General features: G+C 63.2%; 13 protein-coding genes and 1 pseudogene. 5 read left to right on the top strand and 9 right to left on the bottom strand.

Features of this window, described 5'->3' with window-relative positions; all coding sequences use genetic code 11:
- Positions 1–329: 329 nt before the first annotated feature.
- Positions 330–2,108: a phosphoethanolamine transferase CptA gene (locus C6A77_RS23290; protein ID WP_114171727.1), complete on the bottom strand. Its 1,779-nt coding sequence runs from the start codon at positions 2,106–2,108 to the stop codon at positions 330–332.
- Between the two features lie 168 nt (positions 2,109–2,276).
- Here C6A77_RS23290 and C6A77_RS23285 point away from each other — a divergent pair, with 168 nt between their 5' ends.
- Entirely contained in the window at positions 2,277–2,435 is a 159-nt protein-coding gene (locus C6A77_RS23285; RefSeq protein WP_114171726.1) for a DUF2986 domain-containing protein, read from the top strand.
- A gap of 160 nt (positions 2,436–2,595) precedes the next feature.
- Here the strand turns inward: C6A77_RS23285 and C6A77_RS23280 are convergent, their stop codons facing one another.
- The 3 genes from C6A77_RS23280 to C6A77_RS23270 form a co-directional block, all read right to left on the bottom strand.
- Complete coding sequence (locus C6A77_RS23280; RefSeq protein WP_114171725.1) at positions 2,596–2,967, bottom strand: hypothetical protein; 372 nt, start codon at positions 2,965–2,967, stop codon at positions 2,596–2,598.
- A gap of 141 nt (positions 2,968–3,108) precedes the next feature.
- Complete coding sequence (locus C6A77_RS23275) at positions 3,109–4,467, bottom strand: 8-oxoguanine deaminase (protein WP_114171724.1); 1,359 nt, start codon at positions 4,465–4,467, stop codon at positions 3,109–3,111.
- Positions 4,468–4,606: 139 nt separating this feature from the next.
- Positions 4,607–5,989, bottom strand: a complete 1,383-nt coding sequence (locus C6A77_RS23270) for an APC family permease (RefSeq protein ID WP_114171723.1) — start codon at positions 5,987–5,989, stop codon at positions 4,607–4,609.
- A gap of 282 nt (positions 5,990–6,271) precedes the next feature.
- Here C6A77_RS23270 and C6A77_RS23265 point away from each other — a divergent pair, with 282 nt between their 5' ends.
- From C6A77_RS23265 to C6A77_RS23250, 4 genes are all read left to right on the top strand, one after another.
- Positions 6,272–7,114 carry a helix-turn-helix transcriptional regulator gene (locus C6A77_RS23265; RefSeq protein WP_114171722.1) on the top strand — a complete coding sequence of 281 codons (843 nt, stop codon included), beginning with the start codon at positions 6,272–6,274 and terminating at the stop codon, positions 7,112–7,114.
- Between the two features lie 42 nt (positions 7,115–7,156).
- A complete protein-coding gene (locus tag C6A77_RS23260) occupies positions 7,157–8,539 on the top strand; it encodes an aspartate aminotransferase family protein (protein WP_114171720.1) in 1,383 nt (460 codons plus the stop codon).
- 169 nt (positions 8,540–8,708) lie between these two features.
- Entirely contained in the window at positions 8,709–10,202 is a 1,494-nt protein-coding gene (locus tag C6A77_RS23255; RefSeq protein ID WP_114171718.1) for an aldehyde dehydrogenase, read from the top strand.
- 274 nt (positions 10,203–10,476) lie between these two features.
- Positions 10,477–13,362: an HD domain-containing phosphohydrolase gene (locus C6A77_RS23250; protein ID WP_114171716.1), complete on the top strand. Its 2,886-nt coding sequence runs from the start codon at positions 10,477–10,479 to the stop codon at positions 13,360–13,362.
- 46 nt (positions 13,363–13,408) lie between these two features.
- Here C6A77_RS23250 and C6A77_RS23245 read toward each other — a convergent pair whose 3' ends face one another.
- The 5 genes and pseudogenes from C6A77_RS23245 to C6A77_RS23220 all read right to left on the bottom strand — a co-directional run.
- The gene (locus tag C6A77_RS23245) at positions 13,409–14,737 is read right to left on the bottom strand and encodes an MFS transporter (RefSeq protein WP_161959689.1); all 1,329 of its coding nucleotides are present in this window, start codon (positions 14,735–14,737) and stop codon (positions 13,409–13,411) included.
- A gap of 184 nt (positions 14,738–14,921) precedes the next feature.
- Positions 14,922–15,299, bottom strand: a complete 378-nt coding sequence (locus C6A77_RS23240) for a histone-like nucleoid-structuring protein, MvaT/MvaU family (protein WP_114171713.1) — start codon at positions 15,297–15,299, stop codon at positions 14,922–14,924.
- Positions 15,300–15,548: 249 nt separating this feature from the next.
- Positions 15,549–16,433 (bottom strand): hypothetical protein, encoded by an 885-nt coding sequence (locus C6A77_RS23235; protein ID WP_114171711.1) that lies wholly within the window; start codon positions 16,431–16,433, stop codon positions 15,549–15,551.
- 165 nt (positions 16,434–16,598) lie between these two features.
- A complete protein-coding gene (locus C6A77_RS23225) occupies positions 16,599–17,483 on the bottom strand; it encodes a hypothetical protein (RefSeq protein WP_114171707.1) in 885 nt (294 codons plus the stop codon).
- A 2-nt stretch (positions 17,484–17,485) separates the two neighbouring features.
- Positions 17,486–18,404: pseudogene (locus C6A77_RS23220) on the bottom strand (hypothetical protein); the annotation flags it as partial.

The raw sequence follows: 18,404 nt of genomic DNA, 5'->3' as shown, positions 1-18,404 counted from the left end.
CTATCCCTGTGGGAGCGGGTTCACCCGCGAAGCAGACGACGCGGTGCATGGCACCGGCTGCGCCGGTGTTCGCGGCTAAAGCCGCTCCCACAGTTCAGCGTAAACCCGAAGCTTGCGCTATCCCTTGTGGGAGCGGGCGCGCCCGCGAAGCGGAGGACGCGGTGGATGGCACCGGCTGCGCCGGTGTTCGCGGCCACGGCCGCTCCCACAGGTGCCGCGTAAACCGGAAGCTTGCGCCGACCCTGTGGGAGCGGGTTCACCCGCGAAGCAGACGACGCGGTGGATGGCACCGGCTACGCCGGTGTTCGCGGCCATCGACCGCGCAGCCGTCAGTTCGGCCGGTTGCCATTCCGCCCTTGGCCATTGTCGGCCGTCTCCTGCAACCGCTCGACCTTGTCCAGCGGCAGCTGGTCGAACTCGCGCAAGCCATCCTTGCGGTACGGGTTGCCGATCCAGCGCGGTGCCACCACGAACTGCGGGCTCACCAGGCTCTTGGCTGGTTCGTAACGGTCATAACTCAAGCCGGCCAGGTCGGACAGGGTATGGATCAGGTGCGAGCTGCTGTACGGCCGGTCGGCCATCGCCTGCAAGTCGCGCGGGTGCTCTGCCTGCCAGCTGGGCGAGGTCCAGAGCAGGAACGGGATGGTGTACATCGGCCGGGTCGGCGCCCCTTCGTTGCGCCCCAGGCGGTCGTGGTCGCCAGAGCTGTACACGTCTTCGCCATGGTCGGACAGGTACAGCAGAAAGCCATTCGGGGTAGTGGCCGAGTAGCGCTTGATCAGGCTCGCGACAACGTGGTCGTTGTAACGCACCGCGTTGTCGTAGAAGTTGTAAGTCTGCACCTGGTCATCCGTCAGCTTGCCGGGCACCCCTTGGCGATCGGTGAAGTGCGCATAGTCGTTCGGGTAGCGGTAGCGATAGTCCATGTGCGTGCCCAGCAGGTGCACGATGATGAACTTTTTCGGCGCCGGGTCTTGCAGGGCCTTGTCGAACGGCGCCAGTACCACTTCGTCGTACTGGCTGGCATTCTGGTTGCGCTGGTTGTTCAGGTAGACCGGCGCGTCCGTCTGCTGCGAGAAGGTGGTCAGCATGGTGTTGCGCTTGGTCATGGTCTGCTGGTTGGTGATCCAGAAGGTCTTGTAACCGGCCTGTTTCATCAGGTTGATCAGCGACGGGTCGGTAAGGAAGCGGTCCGGGTTCTGCTGGTCGCCGAAGGTGAGAATCTGCTGCATCACTTCGATGGTGTACGGGCGTGGCGACACCACGTTGCGGAACACCGTGAGGCTGTTGTCGCTGGCCGCCAGCGCGTCGAGGTTGGGCGTGGTGTCGCGGTCGTAACCATACAGGTGCATGTGCTCGCGGGTGGTGGACTCGCCCAGCACCAGCACCAACGTGCGCGGCGCCGCACCGCTGCCGTCCTGCAGGTGCTGCAGCGGCGGCAGCGCGGCGTTCTGCGCCAGCAGTTCCTGCATGTTGTCCAGTTGCTGGCGGTACTGGCGGTAGCCGACCAGCAGTTGCCAGGGTACGGCGGGCTCCATGCGCTGCTGCACCTTTTCGGCGGCATCGGCAAAGCTGCGCTGCTGGGTGACCAGCTGCTTGTAGAACGGGTACACCAGGTTGGCCAGCAGCAACAGCGCCACCACCGGCAACCGGCTGCGCAACGGCAGGCTGACCGGGCGCACGCGCGTCCACAGCAGCACGGCCAGCAGCGAGTACACCAGCAATGCCAGGCCCAGCCACACACTGAAGTACTGGCTGAAATACTCACCGGCCTCGGCGGTGTTGGATTCGAACATCACGAAGATGACGCTTTGCGAGAACTCCTGGCGATAGATGCCGAAGTAGCTCAGGCCTACCAGCGAAGCGGCCCACAGCACCAGGCCGATGACCGCCGCCGTGGCGCGGGTAAAGCGCGGCAGCAGCAGTGCCGGGGCCAGCCACAGGCTGCTGAGGAAGAATGCGTCACGAAAGCCGGCGAACCCGGTGGTACCGCTGAACAGCAGCAACGCCTGGGTCACACCCGAGAAATACCAGAAGAACAGCAGCAGCCAGCCCAGGCCGGCCCAGTCCACGCGCTTGGGCGAGGAGGGGGATGTAGTGTGTGACACGTATGCCTCGTCGTAGCCTTTTTGTACTTAAGCGCGACCAGCGGATTCGCCCACCTGGCCGCAAAGGCCGTGACGCTAATCTGCCGCGTGTGAAAATAACGTCAACGAGGTGCAGGTGCGGGCAAGGTATGATGTGTCGGCCAAACCAGATTGACAGGTCGAACGAGCATGAACCGTCGCAAGAAGATCAAGCAGCTACTGCAGGCGCACGCCAAGAAGGCCAGCGCCAAACTGGCGCCGCGCAAGCCCAGGTACATTTGCAAGGCCGACCGGTTGAAGATGGAGGCCGAGGCGGCGGGGGATAACCCAGGCGTTACGGAGAACTGATGCCTGTCACGCGCCCCTGTGGGAGCGGCCTTGTGTCGCGATAGGGCCGCAGAGCGGCCCCAGGTTCCAGCATTACGGCAACCAATGCTGGGGCTGCTGCGCAGCCCTTTCGCGACACAAGGCCGCTCCCACATCGAGCGCGCCAACCGCGGATCAACGATCAACGGCGGTAGTAACGGTGGTCATCGTTGTAGCGGTTGTGCATGGCCCGCTCATGGCGGTGCTCCCAGTCGCGGCGGCGTTCCCACTCGCGGCGCCGTTCCCAGTCCCGGCGGCGCTCCCAGTCACGCCGGGCCTGCTCGCGACGCCACTGTTCGCGGCGCCAGTCGCTGCGGTGGTCATGCCAGCGGTCGTCATCATCGTGGGCCAGCAACGTGGTCGGCCGTTCATCGGCCTGGCTGGCGAGGCTCGACCAGGGGTTACCGGCAGGCTGCAACGGTGCTTGCACGGCCGGGGCAGCCACCGCGGGTGCTTGCCTTTGTGTGGCCGACGCCGTGCCCATCGCCGCGAACGAGAACAGGCCGAGCAGCATCAACCTTGCGACATGTATTTTCATGAGCGAAGCCAACCTCTGAGAACAATTGAGCTTACCTTTTTGTGCCTTCCACATAGACAGGCAATCGGGAAAAAGTTCGCAGCGGCAACAACTTGTAGAACTTCCCGGCCTGGCGCTTTACCCGCCGTTGACCAACTGGCACGCCAGCTGGTTGTGGCGCTCCAGCACCCGTGGCAGGTCGATGGTCACCAGTCGGCCGTCCTTGACCACCACACGGCCGTTGATGACGCTGGTGTGCACCTGGGTAGGGGTACAGAACACCAGCGCCGCCAGCGGGTCATGATGGCCGCCGGCATAGGCCACGTGGCCCAGGTCGAAGGCGACGAAATCGGCGACCATGCCCGGGGCGAGCGCGCCGATGTCATTGCGGTTGAGCACCTTGGCACCGCCGAGGGTGGCAATTTCCAGCGCCTCGCGGGCGGTCATCGCGTCGGGGCCAAAGCCGACTCGTTGCAGCAACAGCGCCTGGCGCACTTCACCGATCATGCTGGCGCCATCGTTGGACGCCGAACCGTCGACCCCCAGCCCCACGGGCACGCCGTGGTCGCGCATCTTGCGCACCGGGGCGATGCCCGAGGCCAGGCGCATGTTCGAACAGGGGCAGTGGGCCACGCCGGTGCCGGTGCGGGCGAACAGTTCGATACCGTGCTGGTCGAGCTGCACGCAGTGGGCGTGCCACACATCGTGGCCGACCCAGCCGAGGTCTTCGGCATATTCGGCGGGGGTCATGCCGAACTTTTCGCGGCTGTAGGCGATGTCGTTGACGTTCTCGGCCAGGTGGGTATGCAGCGACACCCCGTACTGGCGCGCCAGCACGGCGGCTTCGCGCATCAGGTCGCGGCTGACCGAGAACGGCGAGCAAGGCGCCACCACGATGCGGCGCATGGCGCCATGGCTGGCGTCGTGGTAGTCCTCGATCAGGCGCTGGGATTCCTTGAGGATGTCGGCTTCCTTTTCCACCACCGAATCCGGCGGCAGGCCGCCCTGGCTGCGGCCGACGCTCATGCTGCCGCGCGCGGCGTGGAAGCGCATGCCGATCTCGTCGGCGGCATGGATGCTGTCGTCGAGCTTGCAGCCATTGGGGTAGATGTACAAGTGGTCGCTGGAGGTGGTACAGCCGGACAGGATCAGTTCGGCCATGGCGGTCTGGGTCGACACCGCGATCATCTCGGGGGTCAGGCGGGCCCAGATCGGGTACAGGTGGGTCAGCCAGTTGAACAGCTCGCCGTCCTGGGCTGCCGGCACCACGCGGGTGAGGCTCTGGTACATGTGGTGGTGGGTGTTGACCAGGCCAGGGATGACCACTTTGCCGGCCATGTCCAGCACCACATCGGCGTGCTGTGGCAGGCTATCGCCAGGGCCGACCTGACGGATCAGGTTGTCTTCGATGAACATGCCGCCGTTCTTGATCTCGCGGCGTTCGCCGTCCATGGTGACCAACAGGGCGGCGTTTTTTACCAACAGTGTCTTGGGCATAGCAGGTGCCTGCGCAATACCCAGCGGCGATTGTCGCTGTCGTAGGCGCCGCGTCATGTAAACAGAGTTTGGCTAGATTGTATACATGCTCCAGGTCCGTCGCCTGCGCGGCGCTTGCGGGGCCGCGCAAGCGCACCACTCACTCGGCCATCTGCAACTCCGGCAACTTCAGCCGAAACGCCCGGGTCAGCCCCAGCAACACCAGCAGGCCCATGCCCATCCAGCACAGGCCGATGGTGAACGACAGGCTGGTCAGGCTGCTCCACAGCCACAGCGTGCTGAGAAAGCCCAGGCCCGGAATCGCACCATACAGCAGATAGTTGCGCCGACCGCGCAGCTTGTGGTCGACCAGGTAGTGCTTGACCACCGCCAGGTTCACCGCCGAGAAGGCGAACAGCGCGCCAAAGCTGATCATGTTGGCCACCGTGTCGAGGGAGATGACCAGGGCAATCAGCGACAGCAGGCTGACCAGCAGGATGGCCACGGCCGGCACGCGCTTTTTCGTCACCAGCTGGCCGAACGCGCGTGGCAGCGCACCGTCGCGACCCATGGCGAACAACACCCGCGACACACTGGCCTGGGAGACCATCGCCGAGGCGAAGCAGCCGGCCACGTAGGTGGCAGTGAAGGCGCTGACCAGCAGCTCGCCACCGACCCGGCGCATGACATCCACCGAGGCGGAATCCGGGTCGGCGAAACTGCCCCAGTCGGGGAACACCATCTGCGCACAGTACGACACCACCAGGAACAACAAGCCGCCGATCAGCGACACGGCAAGGATCGCCACGGGAATCCGGTAGGTCGGGTTGCTGGTTTCCTCGGCCATGGTCGAGACCGCATCGAAGCCCAGGAACGACAGGCACAGCACGGCGGCGCCGGTCATGATCAACGGCACGCTGAAGCCCTCGTGGTGGAAGGGCGCCAGCAATGACACCGGCTGCGCCTGGGCGCTGAAGTTGTGGATGGACAGGGCGACGAACACGACGATGAACACCAGCTGCACCACCACCAGGATCCAGTTGACCCGGGTGATCGACTCGATGCCGATCAGGTTGAGGAAGGTGACCAGGGCAATGGAGCCTGCGACCCACACCCAGGCAGGCACCGCCGGGAAGTATTCCGACATGTAGATGCCGATCAGCAGGTAGCTGAGCAGCGGCAGGAAGATGTAGTCGAGCAGCAGGGTCCAGCCGGTAATGAAGCCGATGTGGCTGCCGAAGGCCTTGCGCGTGTAGGTGTAGACCGAGCCGGAGTAGGGGTGGGCCTGGACCATGCGGCCATAGCTGTAGGCGGTCAGCAGCATGGCGGCGAGGGTCAGCAGGTAGGCGCTGGGCAGGTGCCCCTTGGTCATCTGGGTGACCAGCCCGTAGGTGGTGAATACCGCCAGGGGGACCATGTAGGCCAGGCCGAACAGGACCAGGGCGGTCAAGCCCATGGACTTGCGGAAGCGGCCGGTGGTCGCGCTGGCGGGTGATAGGGCATGCGGGGCAGGCGTATGGGCTGTACTTGTTGTTGTATGCATGGCTGGCTCCTGAAAAGGGATGCAGGACACCGCGGCAGGCGAGCAGGCTCGCAACCGTTGGGCGTTGTGCAAGGAGATCGAGCGCAAGGCTCGCAGTGCTGGGGCGGGTTGATGCTCCCACACCCTGCAGGTGCCCGGAATCACCCTTTGGGGTGAGCCGCGAACAGGCCGGTGGCGCTCACCCCAACGGGTGATTTCGCTGGCGCTAGCGCCGTGGGAGTATCTGGCCAACAACGCACTGCGCTGGCGGCGGTGCCACTCAATCGATACGGCAGGTCGACAATGACGACTCAATTGCTTTCAGCGCAGTGGTTCGAGCTCCAGGCCAAGGTCACCGAGGCGATCGGCCGGCCGGGCTTTGCCGCCAACCTGTTCGCGGCACTGGGCGTGGTGCGGCCGATCCAGGCCACCACGGTGTACCTGTACCCGCACGACGGCATGCCTTGCGCGCTGTTCGAGCAGGACGACAAGGCGCCCTGGCAGCCCGAGGGCAACGTCAGCCGCTACCTGTCCGGCTTCTACCTGCTCGACCCGTTCTACGGGGCCTGCGTGGAGCAGGTCGAGTCCGGTTGCTACGGCCTGTTCGACGTGGCGCCCGACCATTTCGAGGTCAGCGAGTACTACCAGTCGTTCTACCGCCACTCGCACCTGGAGGACGAGCTCAACTACATCCTGCAAGTAGCGCCCGGGCAGAGCCTGGCGGTGTCGCTGGCCTTCACCGACAAGCTCGACCGGCACTGCCGCGCGCTGTTCGGGCGCATCACGCCGTGGGTGCTGGCGGTGCTCGGCAGGCACTTCGCCGGGCTGGACAGCCGCGCCGGGCGTTTCGAGAACATCCTCGAGCAGCGCATCCACGCGGCCCTGAACAACTTCGGCAGTTCGCTGCTGACCGAGCGTGAGTGCCGCATCGCCCAGTTGATCCTGCGTGGCCATTCGACCAGGTCGCTGGCCGAGCGCCTGGGGGTATCGGAAGACACCATCAAGTCACACCGCAAGAACGTCTACGCCAAGCTCGACATCGGCACCCAGTCCGAGCTGTTCTCCCTGTTCATCGACGCGCTGGCCAATGCCCAGGGCGTGCTGGGCAAGGACCCGCTGGAAAGCTACATGGGCAAGCTGCGCTGAGCGCCGGCAGCCCTGCAACCCCACCGCAAAGGAAAAACCACAATGAATGCGCCTTTCGCCCCGCAACGCCAGACCCGCGACTACCAGGCAGCCGATGCCGCGCACCACATCCATGCCTTCCTCGACCAGAAGGCGCTGAACGCCGAAGGGCCGCGGGTGATCGTCGGTGGCGAGCGCCTGCACCTGTGGGACAGCGAGGGCAAACGTTACCTGGACGGCATGTCCGGCCTGTGGTGCACCCAGCTCGGCTACGGCCGTCGCGACCTGACTGCGGCCGCCGCCGCGCAGATGGACCAGCTGGCCTACTACAACATGTTCTTTCACACCACCCACCCGGCGGTGATCGAACTGTCCGAGCTGCTGTTCAGCCTGCTGCCCGCGCACTACAGCCACGCGATCTACACCAACTCCGGCTCCGAAGCCAACGAAGTGCTGATCCGCACCGTACGCCGCTACTGGCAGGTGGCCGGCCAGCCGGACAAGAAGATCATGATCGGCCGCTGGAACGGCTACCACGGTTCGACCCTGGCGGCCACGGCGCTGGGCGGCATGAAATTCATGCACGAAATGGGCGGGCTGATCCCGGATGTGGCGCACATCGACGAGCCGTACTGGTACGCCGAGGGTGGCGAGCTGACCCCCGCGGAATTCGGCCGCCGCTGCGCCCTGCAGCTGGAAGAAAAGATCCTCGAACTGGGCGCCGAGAACGTCGCCGGCTTCATCGCCGAGCCGTTCCAGGGCGCGGGCGGCATGATTTTCCCGCCGGAAAGCTACTGGCCGGAGATTCAGCGCATCTGCCGCCAGTACGATGTGCTGCTGTGCGCCGATGAAGTGATTGGCGGGTTTGGCCGCACCGGCGAGTGGTTCGCCCACGAGTACTTCGGCTTCGAGCCCGACACCCTGTCGATTGCCAAGGGCCTGACCAGCGGCTACGTGCCCATGGGCGGCCTGGTGCTGAGCAAGCGCATTGCCGAAGCGCTGGTGGAGCGCGGCGGGGTGTTCGCCCATGGCCTGACCTATTCCGGCCACCCGGTAGCGGCGGCGGTGGCCATCGCCAACCTCAAGGCGCTGCGTGACGAAGGCATCGTGCGGCAGGTCAAGGACGACACCGGGCCGTACCTGCAGCGCATTCTGCGCGAGGTGTTCGCCGACCATCCGTTGATCGGCCAGGTGCAGGGCGCCGGGCTGGTGGCGGCGCTGCAGTTCGCCGAGCACAAACCGACGCGCAAGCGCTTTGCCAACGAGAACGACCTGGCCTGGCAGTGCCGTACCTTTGGTTTCGAGGAAGGGCTGATCATTCGCTCCACGCTGGGCCGGATGATCATGGCCCCGGCCTTGATCGCCAACCACAGCGAGCTGGATGAACTGGTCGAGAAGACCCGGATCGCCGTGGACCGCACGGCGCGGCTGGTCGGCAAGCTCTAACGATCCTCGGACGCGCCTCAGCCCCTGTGGGAGCGGGTTTACCCGCGAAAATCCAACGCGGTGCATGGCACCGGCTTCGCCGGTATTCGCGGGTAAACCCGCTCCCACAAGGGGGCGGCTGGCGAGGCGATGTCCTAAAAACTGCTCCAAACGATTATCAGGAGTACAAATGTACACCCTCGAATTCTGGCAACAACGCGCCTCGGACCTGTACCTGCCGGCCAGCGCTGTGATCGACGGCAAACCCGTCAATGCACGGGACGGCGCCACCTTCGCCGCCATCAACCCCGCTAGCAACACGCTGCTGGCCGAGGTCGCCGCCTGTGGCCAGGCCGAGGTCGACCTGGCCGTCGCCAGCGCCCGCCGCGCTTTCGAGCAAGGCCCGTGGCCGCGCATGGCCCCGGGCGAGCGCAAAAAAGTGCTGCTGCGCCTGGCCGAGCTGATCATGGCTCACCGCGAGGAACTGGCCCTGCTGGACTCGCTGAACATGGGCAAGCCGGTCATGGACGCCTACAACATCGACGTACCAGGCTCGGCGCAGGTGTTCGCCTGGTACGGCGAGGCACTCGACAAACTGTACGACCAGGTGGCGCCCACCGCGCCCAACGTGCTGGCCACCATCACCCGCGAAGCCCTGGGCGTGGTCGCCGCCGTGGTGCCGTGGAACTTCCCCCTCGACATGGCTGCCTGGAAGCTCGCCCCGGCGCTGGCCGCGGGCAACAGCGTAGTGCTGAAACCCGCCGAGCAAACACCGTTCTCCGCCCTGCGCCTGGCCCAGTTGGCGTTGCAGGCCGGTTTGCCGGAGGGCGTGCTGAACGTGGTACCGGGCCTGGGCGAGCAGGCCGGGCAGGCGCTGGGCCTGCACCCGGACGTGGACTGCCTGGTGTTCACCGGCTCCACCCAGGTGGGCAAGTACTTCATGCAGTATTCGGCGCAGTCCAACCTCAAGCAGGTGTGGCTGGAGTGCGGCGGCAAGAGCCCCAACCTGGTGTTCGACAACTGCCAGGACCTGGACTTGGCAGCGGAGAAGGCGGCATTCGCGATCTTCTTCAACCAGGGCGAGGTGTGCTCGGCCAACTCGCGGTTGTACGTGCAACGCTCCATTCATGACGCATTCCTCGAGCGCCTGCAGGCCAAGGCGCGCCAATGGCTGCCGGGCAACCCACTGGACCCGGCCAGCCGGGCCGGGGCGATCGTCGATGCCGGGCAAACTGGCCGTATCGAGGCCGCCATCGCCCGCGCCGGGCAGGAGGGCGCGCGGTTGGTCTGTGGCGGGCGGCGGCTGACCATCGACGGCTCGGACAATTACATCGAGCCGACCATTTTCGCCGGCGTCGAGAGCCGCATGGCCCTGGCCCGGGAAGAGGTGTTCGGGCCGGTCCTGGCCGTCACTGCATTCGACACTGAAGAGCAGGCCGTACGCCTGGCCAACGACAGCATCTATGGCCTGGCGGCGTCGGTGTGGAGCGACGACTTCAACCAGGTGCACCGGGTGGCGCGGGCGTTGAAGGCCGGTACGGTGTCGGTGAACACGGTCGATGCGCTGGATGTCTCGGTGCCGTTCGGCGGCGGCAAGCAGTCCGGGTTTGGCCGCGACCTGTCGCTGCACGCGTTCGACAAGTATTCGCAGCTCAAGACCACCTGGTACCAGTTACGCGCCTGATTCGCGGTTGCCCGCGCCCAACGCCGGGCCCGCACAACCCCTGTGGGAGCGGGCGAGCCCGCGAAGCAAGCGACGCGGTAACGGGCTTTTGCCCAGGCGCCCAGTAAAATTTCTTCCCCAACCCGGCAAAATAACCGCACGCGCTCTACACTGCTGCCAAGATGGGTCAAGGCCATGTGCCAGCATGGGTCCCGTCTCGCTGCCTGCGAAGGGCTTCGGCCTGCATGATCGTCCTGGCTGCTCCCGTGAAACCGCCACACATGGAGTACCTGGAATGGGCTGCGTGTCGACTGGTCGTGCTGATGGCAACTTCGGGCGAGGGATTTCCTTGCAGTGGCTGGTGGCGCTGGCCATCGTGCTGGGTATGCTGCTGCTCGGCAGTGCGCTGGCCTGGCAGGGCTATCAGGGTATTCGCCAGACCCTGGTTGCCGCAGCGGGCGATTCCGCCGTGCAAATTGGCAAGACCATCGATGAACGGGCGCGCCGCCTGATCGAGCCGGCGCACAGCAGCATCCGCCTGCTCGCCCACAACCCGACCGCGCAGACCGCGGCGCAGCGCCTGCAACGGCTGCCGCAACTGGTCGAGATGCTGGACGCCAATCGCATGCTCAGCGCGGCCTACATGGGCTACCCCAACGGTGAGTTCCTGCTGCTGCGGCGCTTGCGCGACCCGCGCTTGCTGCAGCGCTTCGCCGCGCCGGCAGGTACGGCATTCCTGGTGCAGAGCGTAAGCCGCGAGGGCGCAGCGGTGCACGGTGAGTGGCGCTTCTATGACCGCGCGCTGAACCTGCTGCAAGCCCAGGCCAAGCCCGAGTACCGCTACGACCCGCGCACCCGCCCGTGGTTCGTCGAAGCCAGCGGCCAGGCCGCTACCGTGCTGACCCGCCCCTATGTGTTCTTCACCACGCGCGAGATCGGCCTGACCATGGCTCAGCGCAGCGTCGATGGCGCAACGGTGATCGGCATGGACGTTTCGGTCGACGACCTGGCCAGCGAGGCCCAGGACTTGCGCACCACCCCCGGCACCGAGATCGTCGTGGTCGACGATCAGGGCAACGTGGTGGCCTACCCGGAACTGCAGCGGGTAGTGGTCCATGAAGGCCAGGCGGTGCGCCTGTCGCGCATCAGCGAACTGGGCATTGCCAGCCTGCAGCACCTTTACAGCGATGTGCCGGATGGCCCCAGGCCGCAGCCTTATCAGGTCGACGGCCAGACCTGGTATGGCATGCGGGTGCACCTGGCCAACCTGGCCGGGCAGGACCTGCAGGTGCTGATTGCCGTGCCAGGCCACGAACTGCTGGCGGGCGCGCGCAAGGCATTGTTCGAGCAGTTGTTGTGGACGGTGGCGCTGACCGCTGTTCTGCTGGCGCTCGGCGGTGTGCTTGGCCGGCGCATCGGCCGCCCGCTGCGTTTGTTGGCCGAACAGGTGCAAGGCCTGGCCGGCTTCGATTTCAGCCGCGCAGTCGGGGTGCGCTCGCGGGTTTCTGAAGTGCGCGAGTTGAGCCGTGTGTTGAGCCGAATGTCCGGGACCATCCGCAGCTTTCAGGCGATCACCCTCACGCTCAGCCGCGAGCGCGACCTGGAGCGCATGCTCGACGGTGTGCTGACCCACCTGGTGGAGGCCGCCGGGGTGAACGCCGGCGTGGTCTACCTGTTCGATGCCGAGCACGCCGTGTTGCGCCTGGCCGCGGCCTGCCGAGGCGAGCAGTACCCGGGCGAACTGGCGGTGGATGAAACTGCCCGGCAGCACCTGGCCGCCGCTGTGACCCAGGCCCTCGGCCTGCACGATCACAGCCTGGCCCTGGTGCTGAATGACCGTGGCCAGGCGCTGCTGGGGATCCTGGTGTTGCAGCTGGATGAAGAACAGGTACACGAGCAGGTCGGCCTGCCGTTCCGGCGCTTTGTCGAGGAATTGTCCGGGGTGGCGGCGGTGGCCATCGAGACGCGTCAGCTGGCGGAAGCCCAGCAGCGCCTGCTGGACGCCATGATCAAGCTGCTGGCCGACGCCATCGATGCCAAGAGCCCCTATACCGGCGGCCACTGCGAGCGTGTGCCACACCTGGCGCAGATGCTGCTGGACCAGGCAGTGGCGGCCGACAGCGGCCCGTATGCCTGCTTCAGCATGAGCGCAGCCGAACGCTACGAATTCCGTGTGGCGGCCTGGCTGCACGATTGCGGCAAGATCACCAGCCCCGAATACGTGGTAGACAAGGCGACCAAGCTGGAGACCCTGTACAACCGCATCCACGAGGTACGCATGCGCTTCGAGGTGCTCTGGCGCGACGCCGAGCTGGCCTATTGGCAAGGCTTGGCCAGTGGCGGCGATCAGCAGACGCTGCAGGCTACCTTGGTGCGCAGCCAAGCCCGGTTGCAGGACGATTTCGCCTTCGTTGCCCAGACCAACATCGGCGGCGAGTTCATGCAGGACGTCGATATCCAGCGCCTGCAGCAGCTCGGCCAGTGTCGCTGGCAGCGCCATTTCGACAACCGCCTGGGCATCTCCCGTGATGAGGCGGAGCGCTTTGTTGGCATACCGGCCCCCGCGTTGCCGGTCGACGAGCCATTGCTCGCCGACCGCCCCGAGCACCTTGTGCCCTGGGGCAGCCGCAAGCCGCCGGTGGCCAGGGACGACCCGAACAACCGCTGGGGCTTCGACATGCGCCTGCCGGCCAACGCCGGTAATCATGGCGAGCTGTATAACCTGGCGATCCGCCGCGGCACACTGAATGACGAGGAACGCTTCAAGATCAACGAACACATCGTGCAGACCATCATCATGCTCAACGCGCTACCGTTTCCGCGTCAGCTCAAGCGGGTGCCGGACATCGCCGGCAATCACCATGAGAAAATGGACGGCAGCGGCTACCCACGGCGGCTCGCTGAGCAGGACCTGAGCATTGCCGAGCGGGTGATGGCGATCGCCGACATCTTCGAGGCGCTGACCGCGGCCGACCGCCCTTACAAGGCGCCGAAGACGTTGTCCGAGTCGGTGAAGATCCTCGTGGGCATGGCCCGCGACCGGCATATCGACGGGCAACTGCTGGAACTGTTTCTCAGCAGCGGGGTTTACCGCCAGTATGCTGAGCGCTTCCTGCGGGCCGAGCAGCTCGACCAGGTGGATGTCGCGTACTGGCTGGAGCAGATGCGCTGCACGGCGTGAAAAATCGCCGCTTGTGCACCAGTCATTTGCCAATGCCCACCGCGCTTCAGGCGCGTTCGATCTGGCGTGGCGCCATGAAATACATCCATACCAGTGCCAGGAAGTACATCGCCGGAATCAGGGTGAACAACACGGCGTAGTTGTCGTGGGTGGCCGTCAGCACGCTACCGACGATCTGCGTCATGAACATCCCGCCGATTGCCGCACACATGCTGCCGAAGCCGAACACGGTGCTCACCAGGTGCCTGGGTGTGTAGTCCATCACCAGGCTCCAGATGTTCGCGGTCCATGCCTGATGCGCGCCCACCGCCAGCGAGATGGCCGCTACCGCGACCCACAGGCCACTGGCGTTGGCGGCAAAGGTGACGCTGAGCATGGTGCAGGCGAAAATCAGCATCGACACCAGCCGTGCAGTGGTGGCGCGTACGCCACGGCCGATCAGCCAGGAAGAGAGGATGCCACCGCCGATGCTGCCGAAATCGGCGGTCAGCCAGATGATGATCAGCGGGATACCCATCTGGGTCACGTTGATGCCCAGGCTGTACTGCTGATTGAGGAACGGTGGCAGCCAGTACAGGTAGAACCAGAACACCGGCGCGGTGATCGCATAGGCGACCGCGAAGGCCCAGGTGCCCCGCAGGCGCAGAATGCGGCTGAACGGTACGCGGGTCGGCGCCGGTTCTTCGTCCTGCTGGATATACGCCAGCTCGCTTGGGCGCACGCGGGGGTGATCTTCAGGGTTGTAGTACTTCAGCAGCCACAGCACCACCCACACCAGGCCCAGGCTGCCCATGGCGATGAACGCGGCCTGCCAGCCCCACACCGCCAGAATCAGCGGCAGCAGGGCCGGCGTGACCATGGCGCCGACATTGGTGCCGGCGTTGAACAGGCCGGTGGCGATGGCGCGCTCGCCAGCCGGGAACCACAGGCGCACGGTCTTCACGCAGGCCGGGTAGTTGGCGGCCTCGGTCAGGCCGAGGATGAAGCGGCAGACCATGAAGCCCGCCGCCGATGTGGCCAGGCCGTGAGCGCCGGTGGCCAGGCTCCACAGCAGCACGGCGAAGAAAAAGGCGCGCTTCACCCCGACCTTGTCGATCAGCCGGCCCTGCAGCAGAAAGCCGATCGCGTAGCCGACCTGGAACCAGAAGTTGATGTTGGCGTAGTCCATCGCCGTCCAGCTCATTTCCTTGGCCAGGACGGGCTGCATGATGCCGAGCGCGGCACGGTCGATGTAGTTCAGGGTCGTGGCGAAGAACACCAGGGCGAGCATGCCCCAACGGGTCTTGCCGACGCCGAAGGCGCCGCGGAGCTTGTCGCCGATCGAACCCTTGGGCAGGCGTGGGGCCACGGGGGCGGAATTGGAGTGATTCATCAACTGCTCGTTTCTTGAAATTGTAATTAGCTGTGCCGCTTCGCAAAGGTGAGCGATTTCCAGGCAGGGAGCACGCAAGGCCGGTGCATGGTGAGCAGTGAAGGCGGCAGCGTCAATTCAAGGGCAGGGCTAGTGTTCGGTTACCGAACGGTTGTGTTGCCTGAGCGTGAGCGAGGGCAACGGGCTATCAGAACCACTCCGTTGCCCAACTTTCGACTTTCGTCCGGCCGTATTGCTCGATCCATGACTGCAGCGTCTTGTGTGACGCACTCTTCGCTTCCACCACTTCGCCGGTGTACGGGTTTCGATAATGTTTGCCTTGGCGCGATCTGAACCGTGGGAGTGGAGCAGTGGAGGCCCCGAGGTATTGAGTAGGGTTCTCTTCACTTTCACGGATTGCCAGTATATGCGACAGGTCGAACTGATATTCGGCAAGCAGGTCGTGGAGTTTTCTTTCGAACTCAAGTTCGCGTTGCAGGCGTGGGTTGATTTTTATGAAGGAGAGTTCCGACTTCTTGGCGGTGAGCAGGCGTTCGAGGGCGCGAAATTCAGCGAGGCGGGACATGGCGTTTCTCCATCGATTGATGGAAGTAGTGTTAGTGGCTATTGAATGGCAATGCAAGCGTAGAAACAATTGTGAACAGTTTTCACTCGGGCATCGCCGTATTGTTTGCCATGAGTTTTGTTTGTTTCCGGATTGCGCCTGTAAGTGTATTCCTACAGTTGAGTTTTTCAAACTACAGCAAGTTTTCATGGGTGGACGTATTTGTGACAAGCCGTTCGCCGTCTATGGGCCGCAGTCGGCCCAGCACGCTTAGGCTTTGCCTGGCTTGACAGCCGCTTCTTCGAACGCCTGCGCGGGTGGCGGCGCTGCACGAACATTGAACAGCTTGCAGACGAAGTACCAACAGATGGCGACCGCGAGGTTGTACGGGAACAGCACGGCCCAGAATGGTAATTGCCAGTTCTTCTTGCCCTGCATTTCGCCGGGTTCGCCGGTTCGCCAGGGGGCATAGTGGCGCCAGGCTTCTGCCGGGGTCAGGCAGATGGCGTGCAGAGGCTTGTGCCACCAGTTGGGTTCGCCGGGCGGCGGCAGCTTGTCCGGGCCGCGGTCCATGAAATGGCGGAGGTATTCCCAGACTTCGGCGACATGCTTGACGCCGGGTTCGGTGGGTTCGTTGCTGTCGACCCAGAGGCAGTCCTTCTGGTGGAGGCTGCCGTCCGCCCGGCGCGGGGCGAAGGCCAGGGCGTAGCTGGTGCTGAAGGAGGAGCCGCCGAATTCGGTGCGTTTGAATAGGCCACCGCCGGTATTGCTCCATTCAAAAACAAATAATTTGCTTAGCCGTTGGTAGTAAATTTTTTTTGAGGTTCGGTTGAGGCAGATGCTGGACAGTCTTTTTATAAAATATATTCGATAAGCCAGGAATGGAAGGAAGATGAAAGGTCCAAGCACTGTTTCAGCAATCAAGATTGGGCTAAAAGTATACGGCCCCCAAGCTTCATTGGATAAGAGGTCAGGGTAGAAGACAATCATCGATATGATAATCAGTGCGCAGTACAGTTTTGCCATGAAAACTGAGTCTGTTACCCAGGGGTTTCGAAGGTGCAAAGTATTTTTGGATATATTTAGTATCTGTCCGCCAATAGCAGGTTTATAGCCAGAACTGGATGTTGTGTCGAATAGCCAGATGGTTGTCATGATCAGCGCTCAAGTCGGAAGGTCGCATGGATCTCATTGTCTTCGGCTAGGCCCTGATTGGCGCTGTAGACGAGGTGTAGTGAGATTTGGTTTTGGTTGGATAAGGTGTGCTCGAATTTGTGACAGGCCGTTCGCCGTCGATGGGCCGCAGTCGGCCCAGCACGCTTAGGCTTTGCCTGGCTTGACAGCCGCTTCTTCGAACGCCTCCGCAGGTGGCGGCGCTGCACGTACATTGAACAGCTTGCAGACGAAGTACCAACAGATGGCGACCGTGAGGTTGTACGGGAACAGCACGGCCCAGAATGGCAATTGCCAGTTTTTCTTGCCCTGCATTTCACCGGGTTCGCCGGTTCGCCAGGGGGCGTAGTGGCGCCAGGCTTCTGCCGGGGTCAGGCAGATGGCGTGCAGAGGCTTGTGCCACCAGTTGGGGTCGCCGGGCGGCGGCAGCTTGTCCGGGCCGTGGTCCATGAAATGGCGGAGGTATTCCCAGACTTCGGCGACATGCTTGACGCCGGGTTCGGTGGGTTCGTTGCTGTCGACCCAGAGGCAGTCCTTCTGGTGGAGGCTGCCATCCGCCCGGCGCGGGGCGAAGGCCAGGGCATAGCTGGTGCTGAAGGAAGAACCGCCGAATTCGGTGCGTTTGAATAGGCCACCTCCCGTATTGCTCCATTCAAAAACAAATAATTTGCTTAACCGTTGGTAGTAAATTTTTTTTGAGGTTCGGTTGAGACAGATGCTAGATAAGCCTTTGATGAAATATATTCGATACATGAGAAAGGGGGAAAAGGTGAAGGGCGCAAGGAAGAATCCGATTGCCAATAACGGATCGGATGCGTACATGCGCGAAATGTCGCTAGAAAGCAGGAAGGGGTAAAGCCCGATCATTAACCCAATCGTCATTGCGCAATATAGTTTTCCCATGAAAACTGAGTCGGTTACCCAAGGATTTCGAAGGCATAAAATGTTTTTGGATATGTTTAGTAGCTGCCCGCCAATGGCAGGTTTGCAGCCAGAGCTGGATTTTGTGTTGAATAGCCAAGTGGTTGCCATGATCAGCGCTCAAGTCGGAAGGTAGCATGGATCTCATTGTCTTCGGCTAGGCCCTGATTGGCGCTGTAGACGAGATGCAGTGAGACATGGTTTTGGTTGGATGAGGTGTGCTCGAAATGCAGAACCAAACCGGCGCCTGCAATTTGGGCGGTTGGAGTTACTGGGAATACCTCCAGGCCATTCTCATCACGAACGGTGCTCAAATTTCCCGACCACTGACTGGTCCCGATCACGAAGCCTGGGAGAAGCACTGCGAACTCAACGGTCGGTTGTGATGAGGCTACTTCGTTATGTGTGATTGCCGTCCAGTTTGGCGGTGCCCAGTGATCGTTATGGTGCCATCGGGTGTCGACTTTGGTTACGCCGAGCGATATTGCCTGATCGGCTGACAGTAGTTTTGGTCCGTAATGCTCATTGTGCCAAGCTTTGATTTCTGCATGCAGCGATCTGAAGACAGGTAGTTTGTTTTCATGGTCCAAAGTGATTTCAGCGCGGGCCTCGCCATCGTTAAGGCGATTGCCGAAGATACTGCGTGCTGCCCAAAGTTCAATGGGGCTGTGAAGGTGCTCATGTGCCTTTGCGTGAAGGTAAAGACCGCCTGCCGTAATGGCGACGCCTACGAGTACGAGCGCAGCCGCGGCCCATCCGGCAAAAGGTACCAGTGTGGTGACGCCCGCAACTGCAAGTCCACCTTCTAGGACCACGGCAGAACCAAGTGCCAATGTGAGTCCGCCCCCGAATGTGTAACTTGCAGCCGTTGAGCCACCATTGGCGTACTGCCGCAGCGCCTTCACGCTGTCCGCAAAGAAACCGAATGCTATTGCCGGATATCCCGTCAAACGTACATAAAGATTACTGCTTAAAAATTTGACTACCCCATTACCAAACGCCATCCCCGGCGCTGTTGCACTCAACCTCAAC

Origin of the sequence: Pseudomonas sp. AFG_SD02_1510_Pfu_092, assembly GCF_003331055.1 — a bacterium.
Lineage (GTDB): Bacteria > Pseudomonadota > Gammaproteobacteria > Pseudomonadales > Pseudomonadaceae > Aquipseudomonas.
Note: the sequence above shows the minus strand (reverse complement) of the source record. Positions and strands in the feature narration are given on the sequence as shown.

Excerpts from the sequence above, each read along its gene's own strand:
- C6A77_RS23285 (WP_114171726.1), top strand. The coding sequence starts at position 2,277 with ATGAACCGTCGCAAGAAGATCAAGCAGCTACTGCAGGCGCACGCCAAG.
- C6A77_RS23280 (WP_114171725.1), bottom strand. The coding sequence starts at position 2,967 with ATGCTGCTCGGCCTGTTCTCGTTCGCGGCGATGGGCACGGCGTCGGCC.
- C6A77_RS23275 (WP_114171724.1), bottom strand. The coding sequence starts at position 4,467 with ATGCCCAAGACACTGTTGGTAAAAAACGCCGCCCTGTTGGTCACCATG.
- C6A77_RS23270 (WP_114171723.1), bottom strand. The coding sequence starts at position 5,989 with ATGCATACAACAACAAGTACAGCCCATACGCCTGCCCCGCATGCCCTA.
- C6A77_RS23265 (WP_114171722.1), top strand. The coding sequence starts at position 6,272 with ATGACGACTCAATTGCTTTCAGCGCAGTGGTTCGAGCTCCAGGCCAAG.
- C6A77_RS23260 (WP_114171720.1), top strand. The coding sequence starts at position 7,157 with ATGAATGCGCCTTTCGCCCCGCAACGCCAGACCCGCGACTACCAGGCA.
- C6A77_RS23255 (WP_114171718.1), top strand. The coding sequence starts at position 8,709 with ATGTACACCCTCGAATTCTGGCAACAACGCGCCTCGGACCTGTACCTG.
- C6A77_RS23250 (WP_114171716.1), top strand. The coding sequence starts at position 10,477 with ATGGGCTGCGTGTCGACTGGTCGTGCTGATGGCAACTTCGGGCGAGGG.
- C6A77_RS23240 (WP_114171713.1), bottom strand. The coding sequence starts at position 15,299 with ATGTCCCGCCTCGCTGAATTTCGCGCCCTCGAACGCCTGCTCACCGCC.
- C6A77_RS23235 (WP_114171711.1), bottom strand. The coding sequence starts at position 16,433 with ATGACAACCATCTGGCTATTCGACACAACATCCAGTTCTGGCTATAAA.
- C6A77_RS23225 (WP_114171707.1), bottom strand. The coding sequence starts at position 17,483 with ATGGCAACCACTTGGCTATTCAACACAAAATCCAGCTCTGGCTGCAAA.